Genomic DNA, 26,290 nt, shown 5'->3' on the forward strand with positions numbered 1-26,290 from the left:
CGCGGACGGCGCAACCGGGACGACGGACGCCCCGGAGGGCCGGGACCGCGCGGTCGTCCGGATCGGGAAGACTGGACGGGTGCGTCCCGACCGCTTCGACCTGCCCGTCCGCCACGCCCTGCCCGAACTGCTCGCGGCACTGGACGAGCGCGGCGTCGCCGTGCTCGCCGCGCCGCCCGGCACGGGCAAGACCACGCTCGTCCCGCTCGTCCTGGCCGGCCTCGCCGGAGCCCGCCGACCCGCGGGCGAGCCGGTTCCCGGCCAGGAACCGGGGAGGGTGATCGTCGCGGAGCCCCGCCGGATGGCGGCGCGGGCCGCGGCCCGCCGGATGGCCTGGATGCTGGACTCCCGGGTCGGTGCGGAGGTCGGGTTCTCGGTCCGGGGCGAGCGCAGGGCCGGACCGGACACGGTCGTCGAGGTCGTCACCACCGGGGTCCTGCTCCAGCGGCTGCAACGCGACCCCGAGCTGGCCGGCGTCGGCACCGTCCTGCTGGACGAGTGCCACGAGCGCCACCTGGACGCCGACACCGCCCTCGCCTTCCTCCTCGACGTCCGCGCCACCCTCCGTCCCGACCTGCGGATCGTCGCCGCCTCCGCCACCGCCGACGCCGAACCGTGGGCCCGGCTGCTCGGCTCCGGCGCCCCGCCGTACGGCGACGCGGCGTCCGGTGACCCTCGCGGCGCCTCGTCCGGCACGGCACCGGGCACGCCGTCCTCCGGCGCGGCGGGCGGCGACCACGCGTCCGGCGGCGCGCCGTACGGCACCGGCGTCTCCGGCGGCGACGTGGCGCCGGTCGTGCGGGCCTCCGGTGAGGCGCACCCCGTCACGCCCGTCTGGGCGCCCCCGCCGGGCCCGGTGACGCCGCCGCGCGGCCTGCAGGTGGACCCGGCGTTCCTGTCCCACGTCGCCGCCGTCGTACGGCGCGCCCTGGCCGAACGGGAGGGGGACGTACTGTGCTTCCTGCCGGGGGTCGGCGAGATCGGCCGGGTCGCCGCGCTGCTCGGCGGGGACACCGGGGGCATCGGGGACACGGAGATCCTCCAGGTCCACGGGCAGGCCCCGGCCCGCGTCCAGGACGCGGTGCTCTCCCCCGGCCGGGGACGACGGGTCGTGCTCGCCACCTCGGTCGCCGAGTCGAGCCTGACCGTGCCCGGCGTCCGGGTCGTGGTCGACTCCGGTCTGGCCCGCGAGCCCCGCACCGACCACGCCCGCGGCCTGGGCTCGCTCGTCACGGTCCGCGCGTCCCGGGCGTCGGCCATTCAGCGTGCCGGGCGGGCGGGCCGCGAGGCGCCGGGAACGGTGTACCGGTGCTGGTCGCAGGCCGAGCACGACCGCCTGCCCGAGTACGCGCGGCCCGAGATCGCCCTGGCCGACCTGACCGGCTTCGCCCTCCAGGCCGCCTGCTGGGGCGACCCCGAGGCCACCGGTCTCGCGCTGCTCGACCCGCCCCCGCCGGCCGCGATGGACGCCGCCCGGCGGACCCTCCTCGCCCTGGGAGCCCTGGGAGCCTCCGGCGGACCCGGCGCCCCCGGTGCTCCCGGGGGACTCGGCGCTCCCGGCGCTCCCGGCGTCCCCGGAGGCCGAGTCACCGCCCGGGGCCGCATGATGGCCGCCGCCGGGGTCCACCCCCGCCTGGCCCGCGCCCTGATCGACGCGGGTCCCCGGGCCGCCGAGGTGGTGGCGCTGCTGTCGGAGCCGCTGCCCCGGGACGCCGGTGACGACCTGGTGGCGATCTGGCGTTCCGTCCGGCGGGGTGGGAACGGGCCCGGGGACGGCTTCCCGGCCCGCTGGCGCGGGGAGGCCGCCCGCCTGGCCCGCGCCGTACCCCGTGAGGACGCCGGACGGGACGGGACCGCGCCGGAACCGTCACGCCGTCCGGGGAGCGGTGAACGCGCGGCCGGCCGCTCCGGGACGCGGCGATCCGGAGACGGCGGCCCCGGAACCGGCGGGCCCGGGTCCGACGACGCCGTGGCCGGGCTGACGGTGGCGCTGGCCTACCCGGAGCGGGTGGCCCGGCGGCGCGGCGGCGCGTACCTGATGGCGTCGGGGACGGCGGCGGAGCCGCCCGCCGGGTCGCGGCTGGGCGACGCGGAGTGGCTGGCGATCGCGGTGGCGGACCGGCCGGTGGGGTCGGCGGCGGCGAGGATCAGGCAGGCCGTCGTGATCGACGAGGAGACCGCCCGGCTGGCCGCCGCGTCCCTGTACGAGGCCACCGAGGAGGTCGCCTGGCGGATCCCGCCGGGTGAGCGGCGCGGTGACGTCTCGGCACGCCGGGTGGAGCGCCTGGGCGCCGTCGAACTGTCGTCGGTCCCGCTGCGCGACGCCGACGTCCGGCCCGCCGTACTCGCGGGCCTGCGCGCCGAGGGGCTCTCGCTGCTGCGCTGGATGCCCGAGGCCGTCGCGCTGCGCGAGCGCCTGGCGTTCTGTCGGCGCGCGCTCGGCGACCCCTGGCCCGCGACGGACGACGACGCCCTCGTCGAGGCTGCCGACCGGTGGCTGGAGCCGGAGCTGTCGCGCGCCCGCCGCCGCGCCGACCTGGAGCGCGTCGACGTGGCCGCCGCGCTGCACCGCCTCGTCCCGTGGAACGCCCGGCTGGCGGAGGTCGCCCCCGAGCGGATCGAGGTGCCCAGCGGCTCGCGGGTCAGGATCGACTACTCCGGCGACCGGCCGGTCCTGGCGGCGAAGCTGCAGGAGCTGTTCGGCTGGGACGAGGCCCCGCGGATCGCCGGGGTGCCGCTGGTGGTGCACCTGCTGTCCCCGGCGGGCCGTCCGGCCGCCGTCACCGGCGACCTGGCCACGTTCTGGCGCGAGGGCTACCGCGCGGTCCGGGCGGAGCTGCGGGGCCGCTATCCCCGCCATCCCTGGCCGGAGGACCCCCTGTCGGCGGTCGCCACCCGCCGCGCCAACCCGCGCCGCTGAGAGCGCGCCCGGATCGCGCGAACCGTCCTGTCCTCGCGGCCGTGGAGAAGCGCGGGGTGCGGCCGCTCCCGCCGGGCGCCGTCACGGTCACGAGGCCGTACGGCGCGGGCCCGGCCGGTCCGGTCAGGCGGGTGCGGCGGTGATCTTGGACGGGTTCATCATCCACAGCACCCGGTCGATGCCCTCGGCGGAGGCGTCGACCGTGAGGACCGTGAACACCTCGCCGTCGCGGCTGAGCAGCGCGGACGTCTGCCCGTTCGTGCTCGCGTACCGCACGTCGACGCCGTCCCAGAAGTGGCTCGCGAACGCCCTGACGTACTTCGCCACCCGGGTCGCGCCCACAACGGGGAAACGGGAGGCGCGCACCGCGCCGCCGCCGTCGGAGTAACTGATCGCGTCCGCGGCGAGGATCTCCTCCAGCGCGTCCAGGTCGCCGGAGCGGGCGGCGGTGACGAAGGCCGTCAGCAGCCGGCGCTGCTCGTCCCTGGCCACGGGCGCGCGGCGTCCTTCGAGCACGTGCCTGCGGGCCCTGCTGACCAGCTGGCGGACGGCCGGCTCGCTCGCCCCGACGATCTCGGCGATCTGCCGGTAGGGGTAGTCGAAGGCCTCCCGCAGCACGTAGGCCGCCCGTTCGGTGGGCGAGAGCCGTTCCAGCAGGACCAGCACCGCGAACTCCAGCGCCTCGCCCCGCTCGGCGCCGAGGTAGGGGTCGGCGCCGGTGTCGACCGGTTCGGGCAGCCAGGGGCCGACGTAGGTCTCGCGCCGCGCCCGCGCGCTCTGGCTCTCGTTGATGGCCAGCCGGGTGGTCACCGTCGCCAGGAACGCGGCGGGGTTGTCCACCGCGGCGCGATCGCAGCCCTGCCAGCGCAGCCAGACGTCCTGGACCAGGTCCTCGGCCTCGGCGGCGCTGCCCAGCATCCGGTAGGCGATGCCGAACAGGCGGGGCCGCACGTCCGCGAACACCGCGACGGCGTGGTCCAGATCCCCCGCTCCGCCGGACGTCCCCACCGGCCTGCCGTCCACCACGCCGTCACCTCCCGCTCGGGTCTCCCCTCATCCTGTCACCCGCCCTCAGTGGAGCCCGACCGGGGCGATAAGAGGTCTACCACCGTTTGAGGCCCCCTCAGATGAGGAGGCCGCTGCGGGCGGCCAGACCGCGCAGTTCCGGTGTCGTGCGCCCGGACGTCAGGAGACCGGAGACGAGGGACCTCACCGCCGGACGGCTGTGTGTTTCTTCGGGGGCGTGGCGTTCGGCGGTCAGGATCGCGCGTATGCAGTCGTCGCGACGGCCCAGTTGTCCGAGGGCTGCGGCGATGTCGGTGTAGTAGCGGGAGCGGCGTTCCACACTGGGAAGCTTCTGCGGTGTGATGGCGCTTGCGGCGGCCAGCGCCGCAGCGGGGTCACCGGCTGAGTTCTCCGCCGAGATGAGATGCAGCTGAACGGTGACCGGGCTGATGCCTCCGCCGTGGTCGCGCAGGAGAGTGGCGCCGCCGAGTTCGGTGGCGATGGCGGCGGCTTCGGCGGTGAGCTGCCGCATGCCCTGGCGGTCGCCGCTGCGCGCGGCGGTGTAGGCCGCCGATTGGATCAGCAGGCCACGTTCGGCGGCACCGGCGCGTCCTGCGCTGCGCAGGCCGGGATCGTCGGCGGCGGCCAGCGCGATGGACATGGCCTGGTCGTTCCACCCGGCTTTGCGAGCCAGGACGGCGAGGTTCCGCGCGGCTTCGGCCATGGTGAGCATGTCACCCCCTACTTCGGCGAGTTGGCGGGCACGGTCTGCCGCCATCCATCCGAGGTGATGCTCGTCGAGTTTGACGAGCATCCGGGTCACCAGGACGTAGGTCTGCACGAGGGTCGTGTACTGATCCGTACCGGCGCCGAGGGCGTGCCCCGCGCGGATCAACCAGGGCAGGCGCACGGCTAGGCCGCCGTAGCAGCAGGCGTGGAAGTCGCTCAGGGCACGCGCAAGCTCCGCGGGTACCTGCCTCCGGCGACAGCGCCGCCGGAGCGTCGCCCAACCCGAGCATCGCGTCGCGCAGGCCGGCGACAAGCGCGTCGCCGAGCGTCGCCTCGCCGGGTTCCGCGCCTCTTACGGGGATGCGGGAGCTTGCGGCAGCGACAGCCGTGACCGCCAGGTTCGCCAGCAGATTCCTTCGCCGCACCGGGTCTTCACCATCCCCCCGCCGAGTGCTCTCCACCTTATGAGGAGGAGGCAGGCGAGGGTAAGCGACAGGCGCGGTGACCTGGCTGTGCCGGACATTCCATGGCGGGGCCAGACCGAACGCCTCACAGGCGATGCCCAGCGCCCCGGCGAAGCGGCGCAGCACCGCGACGTCGGTCATCGGTGAGATACCCCGTTCGTAGCGGGAGACCTGAGCGGCGGAGTACCCCGTCCTCTCACCGAGCTGGGCCAGCGTCAGCCGTTGCGCCTGTCGTGCTTGACGAACGAGATCCCCGGGCGTTGTGATCACCTGGGGGATTGCTCGTGGACTGCCAATCGCATCCATACCCTGTCCCCGCTGGTAGCCGAGACTGTGTCTTTCCACGTAGCCGCCAAGGGGGCCGGGGAAAGGGGCTTTGCGTCGGATGCAAACGCCTTTGCAGCTCATGCCAGTGTCTCTCCCGCAGGCCGACGAGATGCGGTGACCTCGAAGGGCAGACGGCTCGCGCTGTGCGGGCCGCCATCCGGATCCCTTCCAGGAGGTCTCGATGCACTCTCCGCTTCCCGTCCGGCCCCCAGCGCTTTCCGCCGTGGATGAACGCCTGGCCCCCGGCTACTACGTACAGGTCGGCGACCTCACCCCTCGCATCGCGCAGCTGCCGGCACGCTGCACAACGGTCTTCGACATCAAGGACGCGATGGCCGCCGACCTCGACGGCTTCACCGGTGCGGGCGAGGAGCCGCGCGGTGCCGTGGAGGACGGCGCCCTGATCGAGGGCGACGTCATCGTCCAGGCCGGCGCTCGCGTCGAACAGGGCGCTCGAATCGCTGGGCCGGTGCTGATCTGCGCTGGTGCGGTCATCGCGGCGCCCGACATCATCGACACCGGCGTATGTGCCCAGATCCTCACCTACACCGGAGCCTGCGTCACCACCGCGCTGGGCCGGTTCGCCGTGGCCCCGGCCGAGGCGGTCCGCCCGGTCATCCACTCCGACCTCGGCCGACAGGTCCGCACGACCGCCGTCCTGGCTGCCGCGGTGCTGGCCCGCGCCGGGCAGGTCGACTTCCCTTACCCTGGCGGGGACGCCTTCTGTGCCCGGCTGATCGACCGGCATCTGGCGGCGATGCAGTCCGCCGGTGCCGAGATCACCGCTGATACCACCGGCATCCGCGCCCGCTACGGTCCCCGTGGTCCGCAGGCGTTCACCATGGATGTGGCGACCCCGTACGGGCCGAGCCTGGGGGCGACGGTGACGGCGATGCTGCTGGCCGCCCGGATCCCGGGCACCAGCCTGATCACGAACCCGTCGATCGAGCCGGAGGTCATCGAGACCGCCCGGTTCCTGGCCGAGCGCGGTGTCGGCATCGGGTTCGACGGCCACGGGCTGCACGTCAATGGGACCGACCGGATCGGTGGCGGGGCGTTCACCGTCATCGGTGACCGGATCGAGGCCGCCACCATGATCATGGCTGCTGCCGCCACCGGCGGTGACGTCCACCTTGATGGGATCACCACCGCCGCCTTCCCCGAGGGCCTCACCGCGGCCCTGGCAGCGACGGGCGTCACCGTCACCGACGACCGGGCCGGCGGCGTCCACACCACCCTGGACGGTCCCCTGCGAGGCATCGACGTGGCCACCGGCGCGGTCGTCTGCCTGCGCGGACCCGTCCGGCTGCACGCCACCACGGCGGCCGCCGCCGATATCCGCGCGGTGACCGCTTTGCTGATCGCCGCGCTGACCGTCGATGGTGTCTCTACGATCCGGGGGGCGTACCACCTCCGGCGCGGCTATGGCCATCTGCTGGCCAACTTCGTCCCGCTGGGAGCCGACGTCACCACCGTGGAGGGCCCCTGATGCCTGCCGTACCGTTCAGTGCCGACGACACCGCCCGGCTGCGGGACGCCCTGGGGAAGGTGATCGCTGACGGCGCCGCCCCCGGTGGCGTCATCGTCTGCGGCACCATCGACGGGCAGCGCGAGGTCCTCACTGGCGGCATCATCGCCACCGAGGCGGGGAATGCGGTCCCGGCCGAGACCACGATCTATGACATCGCGTCACTGACGAAGATTGTTTCGACGTGGCCGCTGGTCGGCCGGGCCCTCGACGCCGGCCTGCTAGACCTGGACGCGCCCGTGCGCAACGTCCTGCCCGCCGTCAGCGGGGAGGCGCCGAGCGGCGAGGCGACCGTACGCCAGCTCTTGGCCCACACCTCCGGCGTGCGGGCGGCGACCCGGCTGGACCGCTACCGGGGCGCGGACGCGCCGCTGCACGAACTGCTGTGCCGTGAGCCGCTCGAGGACGCGCCCGGCTGCCACCGTTACATCAACCGCGGCTACATCCTCCTCGGCCTGGCCCTCGCACACGTCCACGGCCGGCCACTGGATGCTCTCGCCGACGAGCTATGGCGGTGCCTGGGGATGCGGTCCACGATGTACGGGCCCGTGGGCCGCGGACCGCACGTCGCGCCGACCGAGCAGCGCATCCCCGGCGCACCGCGCATCTGGGGTGCCGCACACGATGACAACGCCGCGCTCATGGGCGGCGTGGCCGGCCACGCCGGCGTGTTCTCCACCCCGCACGACCTGGCTGTGTACGCCCATGCCCTGCTCGCCGCCCACGCCTGTGGTGACGGTCTGGGCGACTGGCTACGGGCGAGCCTTGTCACGCAGGCCGAGATCGAGCCGGGAGTGGACCGCGGCCTGTCGTGGATCCTCACCACCGGCAGGCGTGTCGCCTACCATCACGGTTTCACCGGCACCAGCCTCTACCTCGCCCCGGACGCCGGTCGCTACTTGGTGATCTGCACCAACGCCGTCTACCACGGCACCGCCCGATCCCGGATCGCGCCGCTGCGGACCCTTGCGCTCAAGCTGATCTCCGCCGCCTGGCGTTCGGAGACACGACATGAGTGACCTGCTGGCCGACCACACCACGCTGCGCGTCGGCGGTCCCGTCGGTCGACTGCTGGCCCACACCGACCCCGCCGCTTGGCCCGACCTCGTCCGCGCCGCCGCCACCGAATCCGCGGTGCCCTTCACCCTCGGCGGCGGCGGCAACGTCCTTGCCGACGACGCCGGATACCCGGGACCGGTGATCCGCGTGGCGACCCGCGGCATCTCCATCCGTCCCGTCGGTGGCGGCGTCGTGGACGTCACCGCTCACGCCGGCGAACCGCTGCAAGCACTCGTCGACGTCGTCCTCAATGAGGGCCTGTCGGGCATCGAGTACCTCGCGGGAATCCCGGGCACCGTAGGCGCCGCCCCAGTGCAGAACACCGGCGCCTACGGGCAGCAGATATCCGACACCCTGACACATTTGACCGTCTACGACTGGAGCCGCCATCAGTTGGGCGTCTTCCGCCCCGAGGCGTGCGGCTTCGGCTACCGCACCAGCATTTTCAAGACCCATCCGGGCCGGTGGACGATCCTGGAAGCCACCGTGCGCCTCACCTACAGCGCCCTGGCTGCCCCCGTCGCCTACCGGCCTCTCGCCCAAGCGTTCGGCGTGCCCCTCGGCACCCGGCCGCCGCTCAAGGAGGCGGCACACGGGGTCCTCGCCGACCGCCGCAGGCGTGGCGTGTCCCTGCCGGAAAGCGGCCCCGATGCCCGCCAGGCCGGGTCGGTCTTCCTCAACCCGGCCATCACCGCAGTTCAAGCAGCCGTGGTTCAGGCGGCGGGCGGCGTGGTCACGGTGGGAGACCGCGGTGTCCTGCGGACCAGCGCCGGATGGCTGCTCGAACTGGTCGGTTACCGTCCGGCCAGTCCCCTCACACCGGGGGTGTCCTGCTCGACGCGCCGAACCCTCACCTTCACCGCTCACGACGGCGTCACCGCGGCTTCCTTCCACGCTGCGGTACAGAAGGCGGCCGACGACGTGTTCGACACCACCGGCATCCGTCTGCGTCCTGAGCCGGTGCGGCCTGCTCCGATACGACCGCTGCAACGGCCATACGGCTGAGCGGCCGGGTCTCGGGCTCCCCGGCGGAGCCGAAGGCCGACCTCGGTGAGGCGTGCGGCCCCTGTGCCCCACCCTGCCGGGCGCATTCCAAGAAAACGGGGCGGCGGGATACGGGTTGCGCGCGGTTCCGCTTTGGGCGCTATCGTAGTGATATCACTCCGATAGCAGAGGAGAGCACATGGAACGACGCGCCTTCCACTTCAACGGGTTCGCCGTGCTGGGCGGGCTGGTGCTGCTCGGCGTCGCCCTGGCCGCGGCGGGCCTGGCGGCCGGACCGGCCGTCCTGGTCGCCGCCGCGATCGCCTGGGGCGTCGTCGCGCTCGTCGTGGCCAGCGGTTTCACCGTGGTCAACCCGAACGACGGGATGGTGGTCCAGTTCCTCGGCCGCTACATCGGGTCCCTGCGCGACGCCGGCTTCCAGTGGACCGCGCCGTTCACCAACCGGCGGCGGATCACGCTGCGGGTGCGCAACTTCGAGACCGCCAAGCTCAAGGTCAACGACGCCGACGGCAACCCGGTGGAGATCGCCGCCGTCGTCGTCTACAGGGTGACCGACACCGGCAAGGCGGCCTTCTCCGTGGACGACTACGAGCAGTACGTGGCGATCCAGTCGGAGGCCGCCGTCCGGCACCTGGCCACCAGCCACCCCTACGACTCCCACGACGACAGCCGCACCAGCCTGCGCGACGGCGCCGAGGTGGCCACCGAGCTGACCACCGAGCTCGGCGAGCGCACCCACCTCGCCGGGGTGGAGGTGCTGGAGGCGCGCATCACCCACCTCGCCTACGCCCCGGAGATCGCCCAGGCCATGCTGGTCCGCCAGCAGGCCGCGCAGGTGGTCGCGGCGCGCACGCAGATCGTCGCCGGCGCGGTAGGAATGGTCCAGCTCGCGTTGACCAGGCTGGCCGAGGAGGATGTGGTGGATCTCGACGAGGAGCGCAGGGCCCAGATGGTGTCCAACCTGCTGGTGGTCCTGTGCGGTGACCGCGCGACCCAGCCGGTGGTGAACGCCGGCAGCCTGTATGGCTGAGCGCAAACGGATCCTGCTCAGGCTCGACCCGGCCGTCTACGAGGCGATCGCCAAGTGGGCGGCCGACGACCTGCGCAGCGTCAACGCCCAGCTGGAGTACGCCCTTCGTCTGGCCCTGCGCGGGGTGGGCCGCGAGGTCAGGCGGGCCGGGCGGGAAGACTCCGGCCACGACGGGCGGAGCCGGGAGGATGAACGGGACGGCCCTGATGGTTCAGACGAACATTCGCGATCAGGTGATTACGGATGACCGGTGATGACACGGACGGTACCCAACAAGTCACCTGATTGAGACGTGTAACGCTTCCGTCGGCGTGCCGTCCGTACCAGACTCGGGGCATGCCGTGGGTGGGGAAGTCCGCAGGTGAGATCGCGGAGGCCGTTCGACGTGGCAAGGCCGGCGCTCCGGAGGTGGTCGAGGAGCACCTGCGGCTGATCGCCGAGCGCGACGGGCGCGTCGGCGCGTTCCGCAAGGTCCGGACCGAACGGGCCATGGCCGAGGCGCGCGCCGTACAGGAGCGGCCGGACCTCGCCGAGCTGCCGCTGGCCGGGGTGCCGGTGGCGGTCAAGGACAACATCCCGGTCCGCGGCGAGTCGACGCGCAACGGGTCGGCGGCCTCCTCCAGCGAGGCCGCCGCCGCCGACCACCCGGTGGTCGCCCGGCTCAGGGCGGCGGGCGCGGTGGTCGTCGGCCTCACCAACGTGCCGGAGCTGTGCCTGGTCGGCTTCTCCGACAGCGTGTACGGCATGGCGCGCAACCCCTGGGACCCGCGGCGCACGCCGGGCGGCTCGTCGGGCGGCGCCGCCGCCGCGGTGGCCGCCGGGATGGTCCCGCTCGCCCAGGGCAACGACGGGCTCGGCTCGCTGCGCATCCCCGCCGCCTGCTGCGGGCTCGTGACGATCAAACCGGGTCCGGGCGTGGTCCCGCCGCCCGGGAACGACTGGCACGGGATGTCGGAGAACGGCCCGCTGGCCACGACCGTCGGCGACCTCGCGCTGGGCCTGGCGGTGATGGCCGGAGACATGTCCCTCGCGGCGCCCGGCGACAGCGAGTACCTGGAGGCCGGCAGCGCCATCGACGACTACCCGGGAGGGCTGACCCCCGCGGAGCCGGTGCGGCTGCGGATCGCCACGGCGCCGGCGCCGCTGCCGCCGGGCTTCTGGGTGGACCCCGAGCTGCAGCGGGCCGTGGTCGAGGCGGGCCACACGCTCGCCGCCGCCGGGCACACCGTGGTGGAGCACGAGCCGAGGATGCCGAGCTGGGTCGGGGCCGCCGCGATCGCCGGCTGGTTCGCGTGCGCCCGCGAGGACACCGAGGACCTGGACCCGCGCCGGCTGGAGCGCCGCACCCGGGCGCTGGCCAAGGCCGGCCGGCTGCTCGCCCGATTCAGGCTGGACGGCTCGGCGGGCCGCGACCGCTGGCGCGCCCACGGCGCCGACCAGTGGTTCGGCAACGCCGATGTGCTGATCACCCCGACGCTCGCCGCCGTCCCGCCCCCCGCCGACCGCTGGGGCGACCGCGGGCTGCTGGCCAACGTGCGGGCCAACGTCACGTACGCCCCGGTCACCGCTGCCTGGAACATGGCCGGCTGGCCCGCCATGAACGTCCCGTACGGCTGGCACTCCACGGGCATGCCCATCGGGGTGCAGCTCGTCGCGCCCCCCGGAGGCGAGTCACAGCTGCTGGCACTGGCCGCCTGGCTGGAGACCGCCCACCCCTGGCTGCGCCACGCGCCGATGGACTGACGTTCCCATCCGCTCCTGTCCTTTTCCGGTCATACCCCCGGCCGGGGCCCGCACCGCGAACGATGCGATGAAGCCGTTCGTCCAACGGATGTCGGACGAAGCATTCAAAGGGGAGAAACATGCAGCCTTCCCGGCGGTTCACTGAGAAGGCCGCCCTGGCCGGGGCGGGCGTGCTGGCGGCGGGAGCCCTCGTCCTGGGAGGCACCGCCTGGTGGAACGGGCTCCACGGGCCGGAGGTGACCATCGTGAAGGAGACGCGGAAGATCGCGAAGAGGGGGACCATGCTCACCAACGTGGTGTGCGGGGAAGGCAGGCGCGCCGTGGGCGGCGGCCATGCCTTCCACGGCACCTATGACGTGAGCAGGCCGGTGTCCTTCCCGGTGAGTGCCCCCGAAAGCACGAGCGACCGCCCCGGCGCCGTCCAGGACGCGTGGGAGTTCGTCGTGCAGAACCCGACGGCCGAGGAGATCGACGTCGAGCTCTACGCGATCTGCGTCCCCGCCCGCTGACTCGCGTGCGGCCCGGCACGCGCGTGCCCGGAGGGGCCACCGCCCGCGCGGCCCGCGGCGCCGTACCGCCCGTCAGGGACGGAACCGCCGCGACCCGGTGCGGAGCGCCCGTCACGGACGGCCACCCGGGACGTCGCGCCGTACCGCCCGTCACGGACGGGACCGCCGGGACGCGGCGCCGTACCGGCCCCGGGGTGGACCCCGGAGCCGGTACGCGGCCCGTCAGACGCCGGTGGGATGCCAGACGGTCTTGGTCTCCAGGAACGCCGTCAGACGCCGGGTGCCCGGGTCGGCGGCCCAGTCGTCCGCCTGTCCGGCGGGCGCGGGGCGCAGGACCCGCTTGAGGTTCTCTGCCGCCGCCTCCTCGCACGCGACCGCGAGACCGGGGTCGGAGACGCCGGTGAGGTCGAGGGCGTTGACGTCCATGTGCCCGGCCAGCCAGGGCGCGATCTCCTTCGCCGAGCCGGTGAGGATGTTGACCACTCCGCCCGGCAGGTCGGAGGTGGCGAGCACCTCGGCCAGGGTGACGGCCGGCAGCGGGGCCCGCTCGCTCGCGACGACCACGCAGGTGTTGCCGGTGACGATCACCGGGGCGATCACCGAGACGAGGCCCAGCAGCGGGTCGTCGGGGGCGACGACCGCCACCACTCCGGTCGGCTCCGGCGAGGAGATGTTGAAGTACGGCCCGGCGACCGGGTTGGCCGACCCCGCCACCGCGGCGATCTTGTCGGACCAGCCGGCGTACCAGACGAGCCGGTCCACGGCCGCGTCCACGACGTCCCCCGGTCGCTTGACCCCGGCGTCGGCCAGCTCGGCGGCGAACTGCGCCCGGCGGCCCTCCAGCATCTCGGCGATCCGGTAGAGGATCTGCCCCCGGTTGTACGGCGTCGCCCCGGACCAGCCGCCGAACGCCTTGCGCGCGGCGGCCACCGCGTCGCGGGCGTCCTTGCGGGACGCCCTGGAGGCGTTGGCCAGGAACTCGCCCTTGGAGGAGGTCACCGCGTAGGACCTTCCGCTCTCCGAACGCGGGAACGCCCCGCCGATGTACAGCTTGTACGTCTTTCGCACGGCCAGCCGTGCGGGCGACTCGGTCCTACTCATCTCCGCGCCCTCTCCGCGAGCTCTCCTGCTGTGCCAGCCTGGCCGGCACGAAGATCTGTCCGCACCGGCTCACCCCGCACCGGTGGGCGAACCAGCCGCGCGGCTCCGGGCGGCCGGCGCGGGCGAAACCGTGGCCCCGCGTCGCCTGGTCGCGACGGGTACGGCGCCGCTTCCGATCGTGGTCACACATCGAGGTACGCCTCCAGCCCATGCCTGCCGCCCTCCCGGCCGTAGCCGGACTCCTTGTAGCCGCCGAACGGGGAGGTCGGGTCGAACCGGTTGAAGGTGTTGGCCCACACGACGCCCGCGCGGAGCCGGTCGGCCATCCACAGGATGCGCGAGCCCTTCTCCGTCCACACGCCCGCCGACAGGCCGTAGGGGGTGTTGTTGGCCTTCTCCACCGCCTCGGCCGGGGTACGGAAGGTCAGCACGGACAGCACCGGGCCGAACACCTCCTCCCGGGCGATGCGGTGCGACTGCGCGACGCCGGTGAAGATCGTCGGCGGGAACCAGAATCCCCGCTCGGGCAGCTCGCACGCCGGGGACCAGCGCTCGGCGCCCTCCAGCTCACCGTGGTCGGACAGCTCGCGGATCCTCGCGAGCTGCGCGGCGGAGTTGATCGCGCCGATGTCGGTGTTCTTGTCCAGCGGGTCGCCCAGGCGCAGCGTGGACAGGCGCCGCTTGAGCGCCTCCAGCAGCTCCTCGGCGATCGACTCCTGCACCAGCAGCCGGGAGCCCGCGCAGCAGACGTGCCCCTGGTTGAAGAAGATGCCGTTGACGATGCCCTCGACCGCCTGGTCGAGGGCGGCGTCGTCGAAGACGATGTTGGCGGCCTTGCCGCCGAGCTCCAGGGTGACCTTCTTGCGCGTCCCGGCGACGGACCGGGCGATCAGCCGGCCGACCTCGGTGGAACCGGTGAAGGCGACCTTGTCGACGTCCGGGTGGTTCACCAGCGCCGCGCCGGTCTCGCCCGCGCCGGTCACGATGTTGACCACGCCCGGCGGCAGGTCGGCCTGGCGGCAGATCTCGGCGAACAGCAGCGCGGTCAGCGGGGTGGTCTCGGCGGGCTTCAGCACGACCGTGTTGCCGCAGGCCAGCGCCGGGGCGATCTTCCACGCCAGCATCAGCAGCGGGAAGTTCCACGGGATGACCTGGCCGGCCACGCCCAGCGGCCGGGGGCTGGGACCGTACCCGGCGTAGGGGAGCTTGTCGGCCCAGCCGGCGTAGTAGAAGAAGTGCGCCGCGACCAGGGGGAGGTCCACGTCGCGCGACTCCCGGATCGGCTTGCCGTTGTCCAGCGACTCCAGCACGGCCAGCTCGCGGGAGCGCTCCTGGATGATGCGGGCGATCCGGAAGAGGTACTTGGCCCGTTCGGAGCCGGGCATCGCCGACCAGGCGCCGAACGCCTCGCGCGCGGCCCGGACGGCCCGGTCCACGTCGTCGGCGGACGCGGACGCCACCTCGGCCAGGACCTCTTCGGAGGCGGGGTTGACCGTCTTGAACGACGGGCCCGCGCCGTCGGTGAACTCGCCGCCGATGAACAGCCCGTAGGACGGCTTGATGTCGACGACGTCGCGGGACTCGGGGGCCGGTGCGTATTCGAACATCGTCAGTCCAGGGTGAAGTAGTCGGGGCCCGCGTACCGGCCGGTGGCCATCTTCTGGCGCTGCATCAGCAGGTCGTTGAGCAGGGAGGAGGCGCCGAGGCGGAACAGGTCCGGGGTGAGCCAGCCGTCGCCGGCGACCTCGTTGACCAGGACGAGCATCTTGATCGCGTCCTTGGTGGTGCGGATGCCGCCCGCGGGCTTGACGCCGACCGTGCGGCCGGTGGCGGCCAGGAAGTCGCGGACCGCCTCCAGCATGACCATCGTCACGGGATAGGTCGCGGCCGGCTGCACCTTGCCGGTGGAGGTCTTGATGAAGTCACCGCCGGCCATCATGGCCAGCCAGGACGCCCGCCGTACGTTGTCGTAGGTCGCGAGCTCGCCGGTCTCCAGGATCACCTTCAGGTGGGCCTCGCCGCACGCTTCCTTGATCGCGACGATCTCCTCGAAGACCTTGACGTAGTCGCCGGACAGGAACGCGCCGCGGTCGATCACCATGTCGATCTCGTCGGCGCCCGCCTCGACGGCCAGCCGGGTGTCGGCCACCTTGACGTCGAGGGAGGAACGCCCGCTGGGGAACGCCGTGGCGACGCTGGCCACCTTCACGCCCGACCCGGCGAGCGCGCCGACGGCCCCCGCCACCATGTCGGGGTAGACGCACACCGCGGCCACCTTGGGGACGGTCGGGTCGGCCGGATCGGGGTGGACCGCCTTGGCGCACATCGCGCGGACCTTGCCCGGCGTGTCGGCGCCTTCGAGGGTGGTCAGGTCCACCATGCGGATGGCCAGGTCGATGGCCTCCGCCTTGGCGGTCGTCTTGATGGAGCGGGTGCCGAGCATCGCGGCCCGCTGGTCGGCGCCGACACGGTCGACACCGGGCAGGCCGTGGAGGAAGGTTCGCAGCGCGACGTTGGACGAGGCCACGTCGGCGAACGAGGTAGTCACAGTTGACACCTCTACAGCATGCCGACTGGCGTGATTAGTTCCAAACCGGACACCGCCCAGGTCCGGGTCCGGGTTTCGGCAATGTTCGCCGAGGACGGTGGGAACACCTCCGGAACCGGGCGGGAACGGACCGGGACGAGGCCGGAGCCACCTGGAACTGATTGGAGGGAACAGCCCGACCTTGAGTGAAAAGGACATAACGGACGGAGCGGCCCGACCTCCGGGCATGCCTAGGTACCCCCTAGGCATGCCCGGACCTGCCTAGGCATCCCCGCGGCGCGGAAGGCCCCGGGAGATAGGGCATCCGTCCGATGTGAGGGCGGGGGCCTTAGGCCGAATCTTGAGAGTGCAGGGAAAAGCACCGCTCAAGAACGCCAGGAGGCGTCGACCATGAACCCCGAGCTTCACCACCAGCTCATCAGCGACCGCACCGCCGAGCTCCACCGGCAGGCCCGTGAGCACCGCCTCGCCCGCGAGGCGAAGGCCACCTCGGAGGGCCGGTCCGGCGGCGAGCGCCGCCGGAGCCTCCTCTCCCGGATCCTCCCCGCATGACCACGCTCCGAGAGCCCGGCCGCCACCCTCAGCCCGGCCGGGCTCAGCGGCCTCCCTGAGCCGTACGGCGGGCCCGCCCGCCGTACGGCAAATGGGGAGATAACTACCCATAAGGCGTGACATGCTAGAGCTCATGATGGGTCGGACGGTGAGCCCCGTCTTCGTGGGGCGGCAGGCCGAACTCGCGGCGCTGACGGAGGCCTTCGCGCAGGCGTGCGAGGGCACGGCCGCGACCGTCCTCCTCGGCGGCGAGGCGGGCGTCGGCAAGACCCGGCTGACCGGTTCCTTCGCCGAACGCGTCATCCGCGACGGCGCCCACGTACTCCTCGGGGGCTGCGTGGAGCTGTCCGCCGAGGGCCTCGCCTACGCGCCGTTCACCGCCGTGATCCGCCAGCTCGTCCGCGAGTGCGGCGCCGAGAAGGTCGCCGCCCTGCTGCCCGAGGGCGGCGCGCGGGACCTGGCCCGGCTTCTGCCCGAGTTCGGCGAGCCGAGCGGCGACGCCGACGGGGAGACCGCACGCGCCCGGCTCTTCGAACAGGTCCTCACCCTCCTGGAACGGCTGGCCGAGCGCCGCCCGGTCGTCCTGGTCATCGAGGACATCCACTGGGCCGACCGCTCCAGCCGCGACCTGATCGCCTTCCTCAGCCGCAACCTGCGCGCCATACCGGTCCTGATGGTCCTCACCTACCGCTCCGACGAGCTGCACCGCCAGCACCCGCTGCGTCCGGTGCTCGCCGAGCTGGGCCGGGTCGAGGGCGTGCTCCGGCTGGACCTGCCCCGGCTCACCCAGGACGAGGTGGCCGCCCAGATGGCCGGCATCCTCGGCACGACGCCCGAGTTCGCCCAGGTCGGCAAGGTCTTCGAACGCAGTGAGGGCATCCCCCTGTTCGTCGAGGCGCTCGTCGAGTGCGGCGGCGAGTGCTCCTTCCCGGACTCCCTGCACGACCTGATCATCGGCTCCGTCGAGCAGCTCCCCGACGAGACCCAGCGGGTGCTGCGCATCGCCGCCGCCGGGGGCAACCGGGTGGGCCACGCGTTGCTCGCCGCGGTCAGCGGCCTGTCCGACATCGACCTGGAGGACGCGCTGCGGCCCGCCGTCGCCGCCAACGTGCTCCAGGTCGCCGACGGCCGCGCCTACGCCTTCCGGCACGCCCTGATCCGCGAGGCCGTGCACGACGAGCTCCTGCCCGGCGAGCACATGCGGCTGCACGCCCGCTTCGCCGAGGAGATCAGCCGGGACCGCACGATGGTCCCGCCCGGCCGGGCCGCCGTCGAGATCGCCCACCACTGGTACTCCGCCCGCGACGACAAGTGGGCCCTCATCTCCGCCTGGGAGGCCGCGGGCAAGGCCGCCAAGAGCTTCGCCTACAACGAGGAGATGCAGCTCCTGGAGCGGGTCCTCCAGCTGTGGGGCAAGGTGCCCGACGCCGCCGAACTGATCGGCGCCGACCACACCACGGTCCTGGAGCAGGCGTCGGCGGCGGCCAACGCCTGCGGCGAACTGGAGCGTGGGACGAAGTTCGTCAAGGCCGCGCTGTCCGAGCTGGACGAGGGGACCGAACCCGCGCGGGTGGCCGAGCTGGTCGTGCGGCTCTCCCAGTTCAAAACGGCCAAGCGCAAGCCCGGCGCGCTCGACGACCTCCGCTACGCCGAACGACTGGTCCCCGGGCCCGGCCCGCACCGCGCCGCCGTCCTGACCAGGCTCGGCTCCCACCTGATGTTCGGCGGCGAGGTCGCCGAGGGGACCGCGCTCACCGAGGAGGCGCTCGGCATCGCCCGCGAGCACGGCGACGAGGGCCTGGAGGCAGACCTGCTGCTCAACCTCGCCCTCGGCCACTCGATCGCCGGACGCATGAACGAGACGATCACCGTCAACATGACCGCCAAGACGATCGGCGAGCGCGTCGGCTCCGGCCGCGTCGTCCTGCGGTCGATCGCCAACACCGTGGACGCGCTCAACAACATGGGCCGCTCCGCGGAGGCGGTCGAGATGGCGCTGGAGGGGGAACGGCTGGCCAGGGAGTACGGCCGCTACCGCACCCAGGGCACCTTCATCGCCAACAACCGGGCCGAGGCGCTGGAGGCGCTGGGCCGCTTCGACGAGGCCGCCCGGGTCGCCGAGCAGGGACTCACCATGGACCCGACCCTGCGCACCCGCCACCACCTGCGCAGGATCCGCGCCGACGTGGCGATCGCCCGCGGCGAGACCGACCTGGTCGCGTCCGTGCTGAACGAGGTCGGCGCCTTCTCCACGCAGGAGGAGTTCACCCAGGAGCTGACCGCGAACATCCGGCTCCGCGTCGGACTGCACCTGCTGAACGGCGAGCCGCTCGCCGCCCTGGAGGTCGCCGAGGAGGCCGTCCGTGCAGCCCTGATCACGAGCAAGCCCATGCTGGGCTGGCGCACCCTCGCCCTGCTGGCCGGGGTCTGCGAGGTCGCCGAGCCCGTCGCGCCCGAGCGGGCGGCGGCGCTGCGGCCCCAGGTCGAGGAGGCTGCCACGTCGCTGACCGTGGACAGTCCGGTCTCGGAGGCCTACCGCTTCTCCGTCAACCGCGACCACGACGCCGCGGCCGCCGTCTGGGAGAAGCTGGACCGCCCCTTCCCGCGCGCGAAATCGCTGCTGCAGGCGGCACGGGCCGCGGCCTCCGCCGGTGACCGCGAGGGCGCCGCCGTACGGCTGCGCGCGGCGCACCCGGCCGCGGCCGCGCTGGGCGCCCGGCCCCTGACCACCGAGATCGAGTCCCTGGCGCGCCGGCTGGGGGTGACGCTGGACCGCGAACCCGCCGCCGGCGCGGCCTCCTCCCCCGTGGCGGACGCTCCCGCGGCTCCGCTGACCCCGCGCGAGCAGGAGGTGCTCCGGCTGGTCGCCCAGGGCCGGTCCAACCGCGAGATCGCCGCCGAGCTGTTCATCTCCGCCAAGACGGTCAGCGTCCACGTCTCCAACATCCTCGCCAAACTGGGCGTCGCCACCCGCGGCGAGGCCGCCGCGGCCGCGCACCGTCTCGCCCTGATCGGCTGACCTCACCGGGTACGGCGCCGCCGGCGGCCGGCCCCGCCGGACCCGGTGACGCCGACGGGCCGGCCCACCGGGTACGGCGGAGGGATCAGCCCGTCACGTCCACCTCACCGGCAGTGAGGCCACCCCCTTGATGGCGTGCCCGGTCCTGCGGGGGATCTCCTCGGAGGGGACGGCCAGCCGCAGGCGGGGCAGCTCCCGGGTGAGCAGGCCGATCGCGACGACGATCTCCAGGTGGCCGAGGTGGCGGCCGAGGCAGTGATGCGGACCGTGCCCGAACGACAGGTGGTGGTTGTAGGGACGATCGAAGATCATCCGGTGCGGGTCGAGGAAGACCCGCGGGTCGTAGCTGCCCGCGTCGGTCGAGGCGATCACTATCTCGCCGGGCCGCACCTCGGCACCGCTGGGCAGCGTCACCCGCCGCGTCGCCCGGCGGGGCATGGTGTCGGCTCCCGTGGTGGAGAACATCCGCGTGAGCTCGGTGACCGCCGACGGGATCATCTCCGGGTGGTCGACGAGGTAGGCGTAGGCCGTCTCGTATCCCTCGTAGGGGTGGGTGAGCAGGACCTGGACGAAGGTCCCGATGGAACTCGCCGTGGTCTCCCAGCCGCCCAGCACCAGGGCGATCGGCAGCATGATCTGCTGCGCGGGGGGCAGATCCGCGCCGGCGACGGCGATCCGGCCCAGCAGGTCCGGTTCGGGCCGCTGCCGCCGCTGCTCGATGAGACCGGCCAGGTAGCCGGCCATCGCCGCCGACGAGGCCTGGGCCTCCTCCCCGGCCACGATGGTGTGGGCCAGGAACGACTCGCCCCAGTGGCGGAACCGCGCCCGGTCCTCATGGGGCAGCCCCAGCAGGTCGGAGATGGTGTCCAGCGCCAGCGGCAGCGCGAAGTCCTCGACCAGGTCCGCGGGCTCCCCGTTCTCCGTCATCTCCTTCAGCCGCGCCGCCGCGCTCATCTCGACGTCGCCCCGATGCCGCTCCACGGCCCTTGGGGTGAACAGCGCCTTGACGACGTTGCGCACGGCCGCGTGACGCTCCCCGTCCAGTCCCAGGATGGTGTCCTCCAGGCCGACGTCGTCGGCGTCGAGGGCGGCCTCCCGGGAGAACGCCGCCTGGTTCCGCAGCACCTCCTTGACGTCGTCGTAGCGGGTGACGAGCTTGCCAGTGCCGGTGGGACGGATGACCTCGGTGACGCCCGTCCCCGTCTCGCGGATCCGGTGGTACAGCTCGTTCGGGTACAGGCCGGGCCGGTTGACTCCGGCGGCGTCCTGGTCGAGCGGGTGCCTCGGGCAGGCGGCGTTCTCGGAGGCGGCGGCGGTCATATGGATCCCTTCGTACACATGTGGGTGTGTGCAGCGGATCAAAAAAAGATCGCCAAGGCAACCACGAATACGGGTTCCCGCCCCCCGTCCTCCCGGAATCGACTTATCACGTGCTATGGGCCTATAAGCGCATAAATAGCGATATATGGCGATATTTAAAAGCGATGATTCACCGGCCACGACCCCACCGCGCCCATACCCCGCCGTACCCGCGCTCGGCTGATGGACGCTTCCCGGACCGGCGCGCCTCCCCAGAGCCCAGGCGGGCCGGTGCCCACCCGGGCTCTTTCAGGCTCATCCGGACCGGTCGGAGGTGCGTGCCGCGGTGGGCGGGATCCGGGAACGCAGGGCCTGGATGGACCAGTCGAGTGCCGGGCCCGGGTCCTCCGGGGCCGGCCAGCCGTTGACCACCGCGAGCAGTTCCAGGTACCGCTGCCTGCGGGGGTCGTTCGCGGTCTCCAGCCGGGTCAGCAGCCGGCGGCGGAGCCCGTCGTCGTCGGGGAGACCGACGACACGGGCGTAATGAGCCGTCAGCGCCGCGACGATCGGGGCGGCCTGCGACGAGGCGGGCGCGACGCCGGCGTCCAATGCCGGACGGACCCCGTCCCGGACGGCCGCGACGGGGTCGCGTCGCGGGACCGCGGCGCCGCCCGCGGCACGTTCGGCCGCGTGGTCCTCGGCCGTGCGCCGTACGGCGGCGCGGAAGCCGGGGTCCCGGGACAGTTCCGCCAGTTCCACCCAGGCCCGGACCTGCTCCGTGCCGGGGTCGTCGGGCAGTTCGGGGGTCATCGAGCGCCGGATCCCCGCGAAGTGGGGGTCGGCGAGTCCGCCGAAGACGGCGTCGAGGAAGTCGTCGACCAGGCGCCGGCGTTCGTCCCCGGAGAGCTTGGCCAGCTTGTGCATGAGATCCATCTCCTCGGGAGTGGCCCCGCGCTCGGCCACCGCCGTCAGCACCGCGCGCCGCAGACGCAGGACGCTGATCTGCGTCGCCAGGGCTTCGGCGTGCGTCGCCGCGACCTCGGTGAGCGAGAGCTCCCGGTCCACGACCTTGCGGATCGTGGCGAGGTCCAGTCCCAGGTCCCGCAACGTGCACACGAGGTCCAGGCGGGCGGCGGCCTCGACGTCGTAGAGGCGGTGACCGGCCGGGCTGCGGTCGGTCGGCGTCACGATCCCGCGATCGGAGTAGAACCGGATGGTCTTGACCCTCAGCCCGGTCCGCCGGGCCAGGTCACCGATCGAGTGGAGCGTGCCGCCGTTCATGGCCCCTACCTTCGCGGCTCCCCTTGGGGGAGGCGCAAGCCCCCGGCCGCCGACGGGCGGACCGCCCCCGTCCCACGAACCCTGCGGTTCATCACGGCGCCGGCGGACGGGATGAGGCCCCTACCGGAATCGGGCGACGAAACGGCGCAGCCAGCGGGCCTCCCAGGGAACGGGCGGCGGCTCCTTGCCCAGCAGGTACAGCGCGAAGGCGGGCTCCCGCCCTTCCGGAAGCGGGCGCCTGAGCCCCCGGCCGCGAACCAGCCGGCCCGAGGGCAGCCGCAGCACGCCCGGCGCCGTGGATTCCCAGGAGTCGACCATGAAAAGAGCCTAGCCTCCGTGACCTGGAAGGGAACGGCTACGGCGCCCGGCCCTGCGCTCTCCCCCGCCAGGGTGGCCGCAAGGCTACGGCGGCCAGCCCTGACCGGGAAGCGGGGTCGCTTCAGCATCGGCGAGAGCCGTGGGCTTTCGGAAAGCAAGCCGCTACGGCGGGTCATCCGTACGGCCGGGGCAGGCTTGGCGCGGAGGTGGGTGGGTGTTCCGGCCGGCTTCAAAACGCCAGAAACCATCGCGCCCGGGACCAGGCCGGAGGCCGGTCGGCACCGGACATCAGCCACAGCGCCGGCCGGAACACCCACCCACCGCAGCGTGCACCGCCGCCCAGCCCGGGACCACCGACCCGCCCAAGCCCGGGAAACACCCCGCGCCGGAAGGCCCGGCCCACCCTCACTCAGATGAATCCACGGGACCCGTTGATTACTTAATCGATTAAGTCCTACGATACCGAAGTCATCGCCATTCCCGCTTTCGCAAGGATGCACTCCGAAGGGTGCGGTCAGGGCCCCTTCGCCCGGGTATCCGCTGGTGAACGCGGCGGTTTCGGGCTGCCCCATGCCCGGCGAGAGGAGATTCTCGCATTCCGCCGACGCGCCAGCGGATGCCGTCACACCGCAGACCGGACGGCCGTCACTGAATCAGTTAACCGTACCGCTGTCAGGAACGGCCGGCAGACCCACGAGGAGAGCCATGGCACCATCTTCCCCACCGCGACGCCGCGCCGTGCTCGCGACGCTGCTGGCCGTATCGGCGCTGCTGGCGGGCGGTACGGCGACGACCGCGCACGCCGCCCCGTCCGCGTGCGCGGTGGCCTACAAGGTCACCTCTGCCTGGGGCGGCGGGGCGACGACCGACGTCACCCTCACCAACAACGGGCCGTCCGTCACCTCCTGGACGCTCGGCTGGTCCTTCACCGGCGACCAGAAGATCACTTCAGGGTGGAACGGCGTCTTCCAGCAGTCCGGAACCGCGGTGACGGTGCGCGACGCGGGCTACAACGGCTCGCTGGCCGGCGGCGCCTCCACCGGCGTCGGCTTCACCGTCTCCTACACCGGGACCAACACCGCCCCGGCGGGCTTCACCTTCAACGGCCTCCCCTGCGACGACGGCTCGTCCCCCACACCGAGCCCGAGCCCGACACCCACCGCCACCCCGGACCCGACCCCCACCGTCACGCCGGACCCGACCCCGACCCCGACAGCCGAGCCGATCAGCCGGGTGACCAGGCAGGGCACGAAGCTCATGCTGGACGGCAGACCCTTCAGGTTCGGCGGCGTCAACCTCTCCTGGCTCGGGCTGGACGAGAACGTCGGCGGGATCGCCTACCCCACGAAGTTCCGGATCGACGACGGCCTGGACACCGCCAAGGCCATGGGCTCGACGGTGGTGCGTTCGCACACGCTCGGCATCTCGACCGGGCACCCGCTGACGCTGGAGCCCCGTCTGAGTCAGTGGAACGACGGCGCGTTCGCCACCATCGACTACGCCGTGGCCGCCGCCAGGGCCCGCGGTCTGCGCCTGGTGGTCCCGCTGACCGACAACTGGCACTGGTACCACGGCGGGCGGCACGACTTCACCGACTGGCTCGGCCTGCCGGAGGACGCCTTCTACACCGACCCGCGTGCGATCGACGCGTTCAAGCAGTACATCGACCACCTGCTCAACCACGTGAACCCGTACACCGGGACGGCGTTCAAGGACGAGCCGGGCGTGCTGGCGTGGGAGCTGGGCAACGAGCTCACCGGCGTCAACACGAACTGGATCCGCACCATCGCCCAGCATCTCAAGCGCCTGTCACCGGACACCCTGGTCGCCACGCACTGGAGCGGCCAGGAGTACGGGGTGAGCGAGATCGACATCGTCGACGCGCACTACTACCCGCTGTCCTCCGGCGACGCGGTCCGCAACGACGCCCGCGACATCACCGGGCACGGCAAGGTGTACATCGCCGGGGAGTACGGCTCCACCGACGCCGACAGCGGGAAGCTCTCCGCGATCGCCGGGGACCCCGACGTCAGCGGCGCGCTGTTCTGGCAGATCTTCCCGCACCGCGACGACCACGGGTACGTGCAGCACAACGACGGGTTCACCATGCACTATCCGGGTGACGACGCCACCATGCGGCAGCGGGCCACGGCCATCCGGCAGTTCCATTTCCAGATGAGCGGGACGCCGGTGCCCGCCGTACCCGCGCCGGGCAGGCCGCTGGTCACCTCGGTGCAGCGGAGGAGCGGCGGGGTGTCGGTGGCCTGGCGCGGATCGACGACCGCGGCCACGTACTCGGTACGGCGCGCCACCGCCGGCGCCGGCGGCCCGTGGACGACGGTCTGCGACCGCTGCGTCTCGGACAACGGCACGCCGTGGACGGACTCCTCGGCCCCCTCCGGAGACGTCTGGTACACCGTGACCGGCCACACCGCCGAGGGTACGGCCGGGCCGGTCTCGGAGGCCGTCGAGGTCGGCACCGGCAGCCAGACCGGCACGACCCTGTACGACTTCGAGTCGGGCACGGACGGCTGGACCGGCGCCGGGGTCACCGGAGGTCCCTGGTCCGTCGGCGAGTGGGCCGCCTCCGGGAGCAAGTCCCTCAAGGCGGACGTCACCCTCAACGGCACCGCCTACCTGGCGCGCACCGGCTCGGCGAACCTCAGCGGACGCGCCACGCTGCGCGCCGTCGCGAGGCTGGCGCCCTGGGGTGACGCGGGCGGCGGCGTCCAGGCGAAGTTGTACGTGAAGACCGGTCCGTCGTGGGCCTGGCACGACGGCGGACCCGTTCCGGTGACCTCCGCCGGCGCCGTCCTCACGCTGGACCTCGCCGGACTGACAGATCTGGGCGACGTCCGGGAGATCGGCGTGCAGTTCGTCAGCCCGTCCGACAGCGGCGGCGGCTCGGCGGTCTACGTCGACGACGTCACGGTGAGCTGACGGCCGCCACCGCACAGACCTCCCGGGGTGGGAGACAGGAAGCGCCCCCGTCCCCTGACGCAGGGGGCGGGGGCGCTCGCCCGTCCGGCTCCGGTCGCGGACGCCCGCCCGGGTCGTGGCCCGTCCGTCAGGCGAACAGCGGTTCGAGCAGGAGGATGATCCCGAAGACCGCGAACGCCGCGGCGGCGCCGTACCGGATGACCTTCTCGGGGAGGTGCTTGCCGAGCATGCGGCCGACGAGGATGGCGAGCGCGTCGGCGGCGACCATGCCGACCGTGGAACCGACCCAGGTGCCGAACCAGCCGTGCTGGGTGGCCAGGGTGATGGTGGCGAGCATGGTCTTGTCGCCCAGCTCGGCGAGGAAGAAGGCGACGGTCACCGCGATGAGGGCCGACCGGGTGGTGCGCTGCGCCTTCTGCGCCTCGTCCTCGGTCAGCTCGTCGCCGCGCAGCGTCCACACGGCGAAGCCGAGGAACGCGATGCCCGCGACGATGGTGATCGCCGTGGTGGGGATGAGGTCCCCGGCGATCCTGCCCAGGCCGACGCTGAACAGGTGGACGACGGCGGTGGCCAGGGTGATGCCCGCGAGCACCGGCCACGGTTTGAACCGGGTCGCGAAGGTCATCGCCATGAGCTGGCTCTTGTCGCCGAGCTCGGCGACGAAGATCACAGCGAGGCTGATCCAGAACGCTTCCAACGAGAGTGCCCTTCCGCGTGCGCGGCCGGGCCGGAAGAGAGGCACCCGGGGAGACGGGCACGGCTTCGGCCCGGCAGCGTGTGTGTACGACTGCCAGGCCGAAGGTCTCGTCCGCCCGCATCCACTCGGATGCCGGGCCCGCGCGACCGGGCGCCGAGAGGCGCCAGTATGTCGATCACGCGATTGGGACTACTCCCCTTCGGGTGGTTTCTCTTG

General features: G+C 72.9%; 19 protein-coding genes and 2 pseudogenes. 11 read left to right on the forward strand and 10 right to left on the reverse strand.

Annotated elements, in window-relative coordinates; all coding sequences use genetic code 11:
• Window positions 1-79 precede the first annotated feature (79 nt).
• Window positions 80-2,920 (forward strand): ATP-dependent RNA helicase, encoded by a 2,841-nt coding sequence (locus ACZ6W9_RS34000; protein WP_470121446.1) that lies wholly within the window; start codon window positions 80-82, stop codon window positions 2,918-2,920.
• Between the two features lie 123 nt (window positions 2,921-3,043).
• Here the strand turns inward: ACZ6W9_RS34000 and ACZ6W9_RS34005 are convergent, their stop codons facing one another.
• The 3 genes and pseudogenes from ACZ6W9_RS34005 to ACZ6W9_RS34015 all read right to left on the reverse strand — a co-directional run.
• Window positions 3,044-3,946 carry an RNA polymerase sigma-70 factor gene (locus ACZ6W9_RS34005; RefSeq protein ID WP_389962383.1) on the reverse strand — a complete coding sequence of 301 codons (903 nt, stop codon included), beginning with the start codon at window positions 3,944-3,946 and terminating at the stop codon, window positions 3,044-3,046.
• A 97-nt stretch (window positions 3,947-4,043) separates the two neighbouring features.
• Window positions 4,044-4,835, reverse strand: coding sequence for a hypothetical protein (locus tag ACZ6W9_RS34010; protein WP_389962766.1), 792 nt, complete (start codon window positions 4,833-4,835; stop codon window positions 4,044-4,046).
• Between the two features lie 385 nt (window positions 4,836-5,220).
• Window positions 5,221-5,526 (reverse strand): annotated as a pseudogene (locus ACZ6W9_RS34015) (helix-turn-helix domain-containing protein); the annotation flags it as partial.
• Between the two features lie 142 nt (window positions 5,527-5,668).
• Here ACZ6W9_RS34015 and ACZ6W9_RS34020 point away from each other — a divergent pair.
• From ACZ6W9_RS34020 to ACZ6W9_RS34050, 7 genes are all read left to right on the forward strand, one after another.
• Window positions 5,669-6,934, forward strand: a complete 1,266-nt coding sequence (locus tag ACZ6W9_RS34020; RefSeq protein WP_389962385.1) for a hypothetical protein — start codon at window positions 5,669-5,671, stop codon at window positions 6,932-6,934.
• Window positions 6,934-7,992 carry a serine hydrolase domain-containing protein gene (locus ACZ6W9_RS34025; protein ID WP_389962388.1) on the forward strand — a complete coding sequence of 353 codons (1,059 nt, stop codon included), beginning with the start codon at window positions 6,934-6,936 and terminating at the stop codon, window positions 7,990-7,992. Before ACZ6W9_RS34020 ends, ACZ6W9_RS34025 begins: the two co-directional genes overlap by 1 nt.
• Window positions 7,985-9,037, forward strand: a complete 1,053-nt coding sequence (locus ACZ6W9_RS34030; RefSeq protein WP_389962391.1) for a UDP-N-acetylmuramate dehydrogenase — start codon at window positions 7,985-7,987, stop codon at window positions 9,035-9,037. The genes ACZ6W9_RS34025 and ACZ6W9_RS34030 overlap by 8 nt, the downstream gene beginning before the upstream one ends.
• A 178-nt stretch (window positions 9,038-9,215) precedes the next feature.
• Window positions 9,216-10,067 carry an SPFH domain-containing protein gene (locus ACZ6W9_RS34035; RefSeq protein WP_389962394.1) on the forward strand — a complete coding sequence of 284 codons (852 nt, stop codon included), beginning with the start codon at window positions 9,216-9,218 and terminating at the stop codon, window positions 10,065-10,067.
• Window positions 10,060-10,314, forward strand: a complete 255-nt coding sequence (locus ACZ6W9_RS34040; RefSeq protein WP_389962397.1) for a type II toxin-antitoxin system antitoxin — start codon at window positions 10,060-10,062, stop codon at window positions 10,312-10,314. Before ACZ6W9_RS34035 ends, ACZ6W9_RS34040 begins: the two co-directional genes overlap by 8 nt.
• 89 nt (window positions 10,315-10,403) lie before the next feature.
• Entirely contained in the window at window positions 10,404-11,810 is a 1,407-nt protein-coding gene (locus ACZ6W9_RS34045; protein WP_389962399.1) for an amidase, read from the forward strand.
• A gap of 119 nt (window positions 11,811-11,929) precedes the next feature.
• Window positions 11,930-12,319, forward strand: coding sequence for a hypothetical protein (locus ACZ6W9_RS34050; protein WP_389962402.1), 390 nt, complete (start codon window positions 11,930-11,932; stop codon window positions 12,317-12,319).
• Window positions 12,320-12,541: 222 nt separating this feature from the next.
• Here the strand turns inward: ACZ6W9_RS34050 and ACZ6W9_RS34055 are convergent, their stop codons facing one another.
• The 3 genes from ACZ6W9_RS34055 to deoC form a co-directional block, all read right to left on the reverse strand.
• Window positions 12,542-13,420 (reverse strand): aldehyde dehydrogenase family protein, encoded by an 879-nt coding sequence (locus tag ACZ6W9_RS34055; protein WP_389962405.1) that lies wholly within the window; start codon window positions 13,418-13,420, stop codon window positions 12,542-12,544.
• A 182-nt stretch (window positions 13,421-13,602) separates the two neighbouring features.
• Window positions 13,603-15,027, reverse strand: a complete 1,425-nt coding sequence (locus tag ACZ6W9_RS34060) for an aldehyde dehydrogenase family protein (RefSeq protein WP_389962408.1) — start codon at window positions 15,025-15,027, stop codon at window positions 13,603-13,605.
• A 2-nt stretch (window positions 15,028-15,029) separates the two neighbouring features.
• Window positions 15,030-15,968 carry a deoxyribose-phosphate aldolase gene (deoC, locus tag ACZ6W9_RS34065; protein ID WP_470121466.1) on the reverse strand — a complete coding sequence of 313 codons (939 nt, stop codon included), beginning with the start codon at window positions 15,966-15,968 and terminating at the stop codon, window positions 15,030-15,032.
• A 390-nt stretch (window positions 15,969-16,358) separates the two neighbouring features.
• On the opposite strand from deoC, the gene ACZ6W9_RS34070 reads away from it, so the two are divergent.
• Entirely contained in the window at window positions 16,359-16,520 is a 162-nt protein-coding gene (locus ACZ6W9_RS34070) for a hypothetical protein (RefSeq protein WP_362936520.1), read from the forward strand.
• 133 nt (window positions 16,521-16,653) lie between these two features.
• Window positions 16,654-19,539, forward strand: coding sequence for a helix-turn-helix transcriptional regulator (locus tag ACZ6W9_RS34075; RefSeq protein WP_389962412.1), 2,886 nt, complete (start codon window positions 16,654-16,656; stop codon window positions 19,537-19,539).
• Between the two features lie 93 nt (window positions 19,540-19,632).
• On the opposite strand, the gene ACZ6W9_RS34080 is transcribed toward ACZ6W9_RS34075, so the two are convergent.
• The 3 genes and pseudogenes from ACZ6W9_RS34080 to ACZ6W9_RS34090 all read right to left on the reverse strand — a co-directional run.
• Window positions 19,633-20,859 (reverse strand): cytochrome P450, encoded by a 1,227-nt coding sequence (locus ACZ6W9_RS34080; protein WP_470121452.1) that lies wholly within the window; start codon window positions 20,857-20,859, stop codon window positions 19,633-19,635.
• Between the two features lie 294 nt (window positions 20,860-21,153).
• Window positions 21,154-22,119, reverse strand: a complete 966-nt coding sequence (locus tag ACZ6W9_RS34085) for a helix-turn-helix domain-containing protein (protein ID WP_470121454.1) — start codon at window positions 22,117-22,119, stop codon at window positions 21,154-21,156.
• Between the two features lie 144 nt (window positions 22,120-22,263).
• Window positions 22,264-22,437, reverse strand: a pseudogene (locus tag ACZ6W9_RS34090) (protein phosphatase); the annotation flags it as partial.
• A 705-nt stretch (window positions 22,438-23,142) separates the two neighbouring features.
• Here ACZ6W9_RS34090 and ACZ6W9_RS34095 point away from each other — a divergent pair.
• Window positions 23,143-25,377 carry a cellulose binding domain-containing protein gene (locus tag ACZ6W9_RS34095; RefSeq protein ID WP_470121456.1) on the forward strand — a complete coding sequence of 745 codons (2,235 nt, stop codon included), beginning with the start codon at window positions 23,143-23,145 and terminating at the stop codon, window positions 25,375-25,377.
• A 127-nt stretch (window positions 25,378-25,504) separates the two neighbouring features.
• Here the strand turns inward: ACZ6W9_RS34095 and ACZ6W9_RS34100 are convergent, their stop codons facing one another.
• Window positions 25,505-26,074: a TMEM165/GDT1 family protein gene (locus ACZ6W9_RS34100; protein ID WP_389962424.1), complete on the reverse strand. Its 570-nt coding sequence runs from the start codon at window positions 26,072-26,074 to the stop codon at window positions 25,505-25,507.
• Window positions 26,075-26,290: the final 216 nt, after the last annotated feature.

The sequence above is a fragment of the Streptosporangium sp. NPDC053982 genome, assembly GCF_055585205.1.

Bases quoted from the DNA above. Each gene is read 5' to 3' on its own strand.
- ACZ6W9_RS34050 (WP_389962402.1), top strand. From the start codon at position 11,930: ATGCAGCCTTCCCGGCGGTTCACTGAGAAGGCCGCCCTGGCCGGGGCG.
- ACZ6W9_RS34025 (WP_389962388.1), top strand. From the start codon at position 6,934: ATGCCTGCCGTACCGTTCAGTGCCGACGACACCGCCCGGCTGCGGGAC.
- ACZ6W9_RS34070 (WP_362936520.1), top strand. From the start codon at position 16,359: ATGAACCCCGAGCTTCACCACCAGCTCATCAGCGACCGCACCGCCGAG.
- ACZ6W9_RS34045 (WP_389962399.1), top strand. From the start codon at position 10,404: ATGCCGTGGGTGGGGAAGTCCGCAGGTGAGATCGCGGAGGCCGTTCGA.
- ACZ6W9_RS34080 (WP_470121452.1), bottom strand. From the start codon at position 20,859: ATGACCGCCGCCGCCTCCGAGAACGCCGCCTGCCCGAGGCACCCGCTC.
- ACZ6W9_RS34060 (WP_389962408.1), bottom strand. From the start codon at position 15,027: ATGTTCGAATACGCACCGGCCCCCGAGTCCCGCGACGTCGTCGACATC.
- ACZ6W9_RS34030 (WP_389962391.1), top strand. From the start codon at position 7,985: ATGAGTGACCTGCTGGCCGACCACACCACGCTGCGCGTCGGCGGTCCC.
- ACZ6W9_RS34075 (WP_389962412.1), top strand. From the start codon at position 16,654: ATGATGGGTCGGACGGTGAGCCCCGTCTTCGTGGGGCGGCAGGCCGAA.
- ACZ6W9_RS34095 (WP_470121456.1), top strand. From the start codon at position 23,143: ATGGCACCATCTTCCCCACCGCGACGCCGCGCCGTGCTCGCGACGCTG.
- ACZ6W9_RS34040 (WP_389962397.1), top strand. From the start codon at position 10,060: ATGGCTGAGCGCAAACGGATCCTGCTCAGGCTCGACCCGGCCGTCTAC.
- ACZ6W9_RS34085 (WP_470121454.1), bottom strand. From the start codon at position 22,119: ATGAACGGCGGCACGCTCCACTCGATCGGTGACCTGGCCCGGCGGACC.
- ACZ6W9_RS34055 (WP_389962405.1), bottom strand. From the start codon at position 13,420: ATGAGTAGGACCGAGTCGCCCGCACGGCTGGCCGTGCGAAAGACGTAC.
- ACZ6W9_RS34035 (WP_389962394.1), top strand. From the start codon at position 9,216: ATGGAACGACGCGCCTTCCACTTCAACGGGTTCGCCGTGCTGGGCGGG.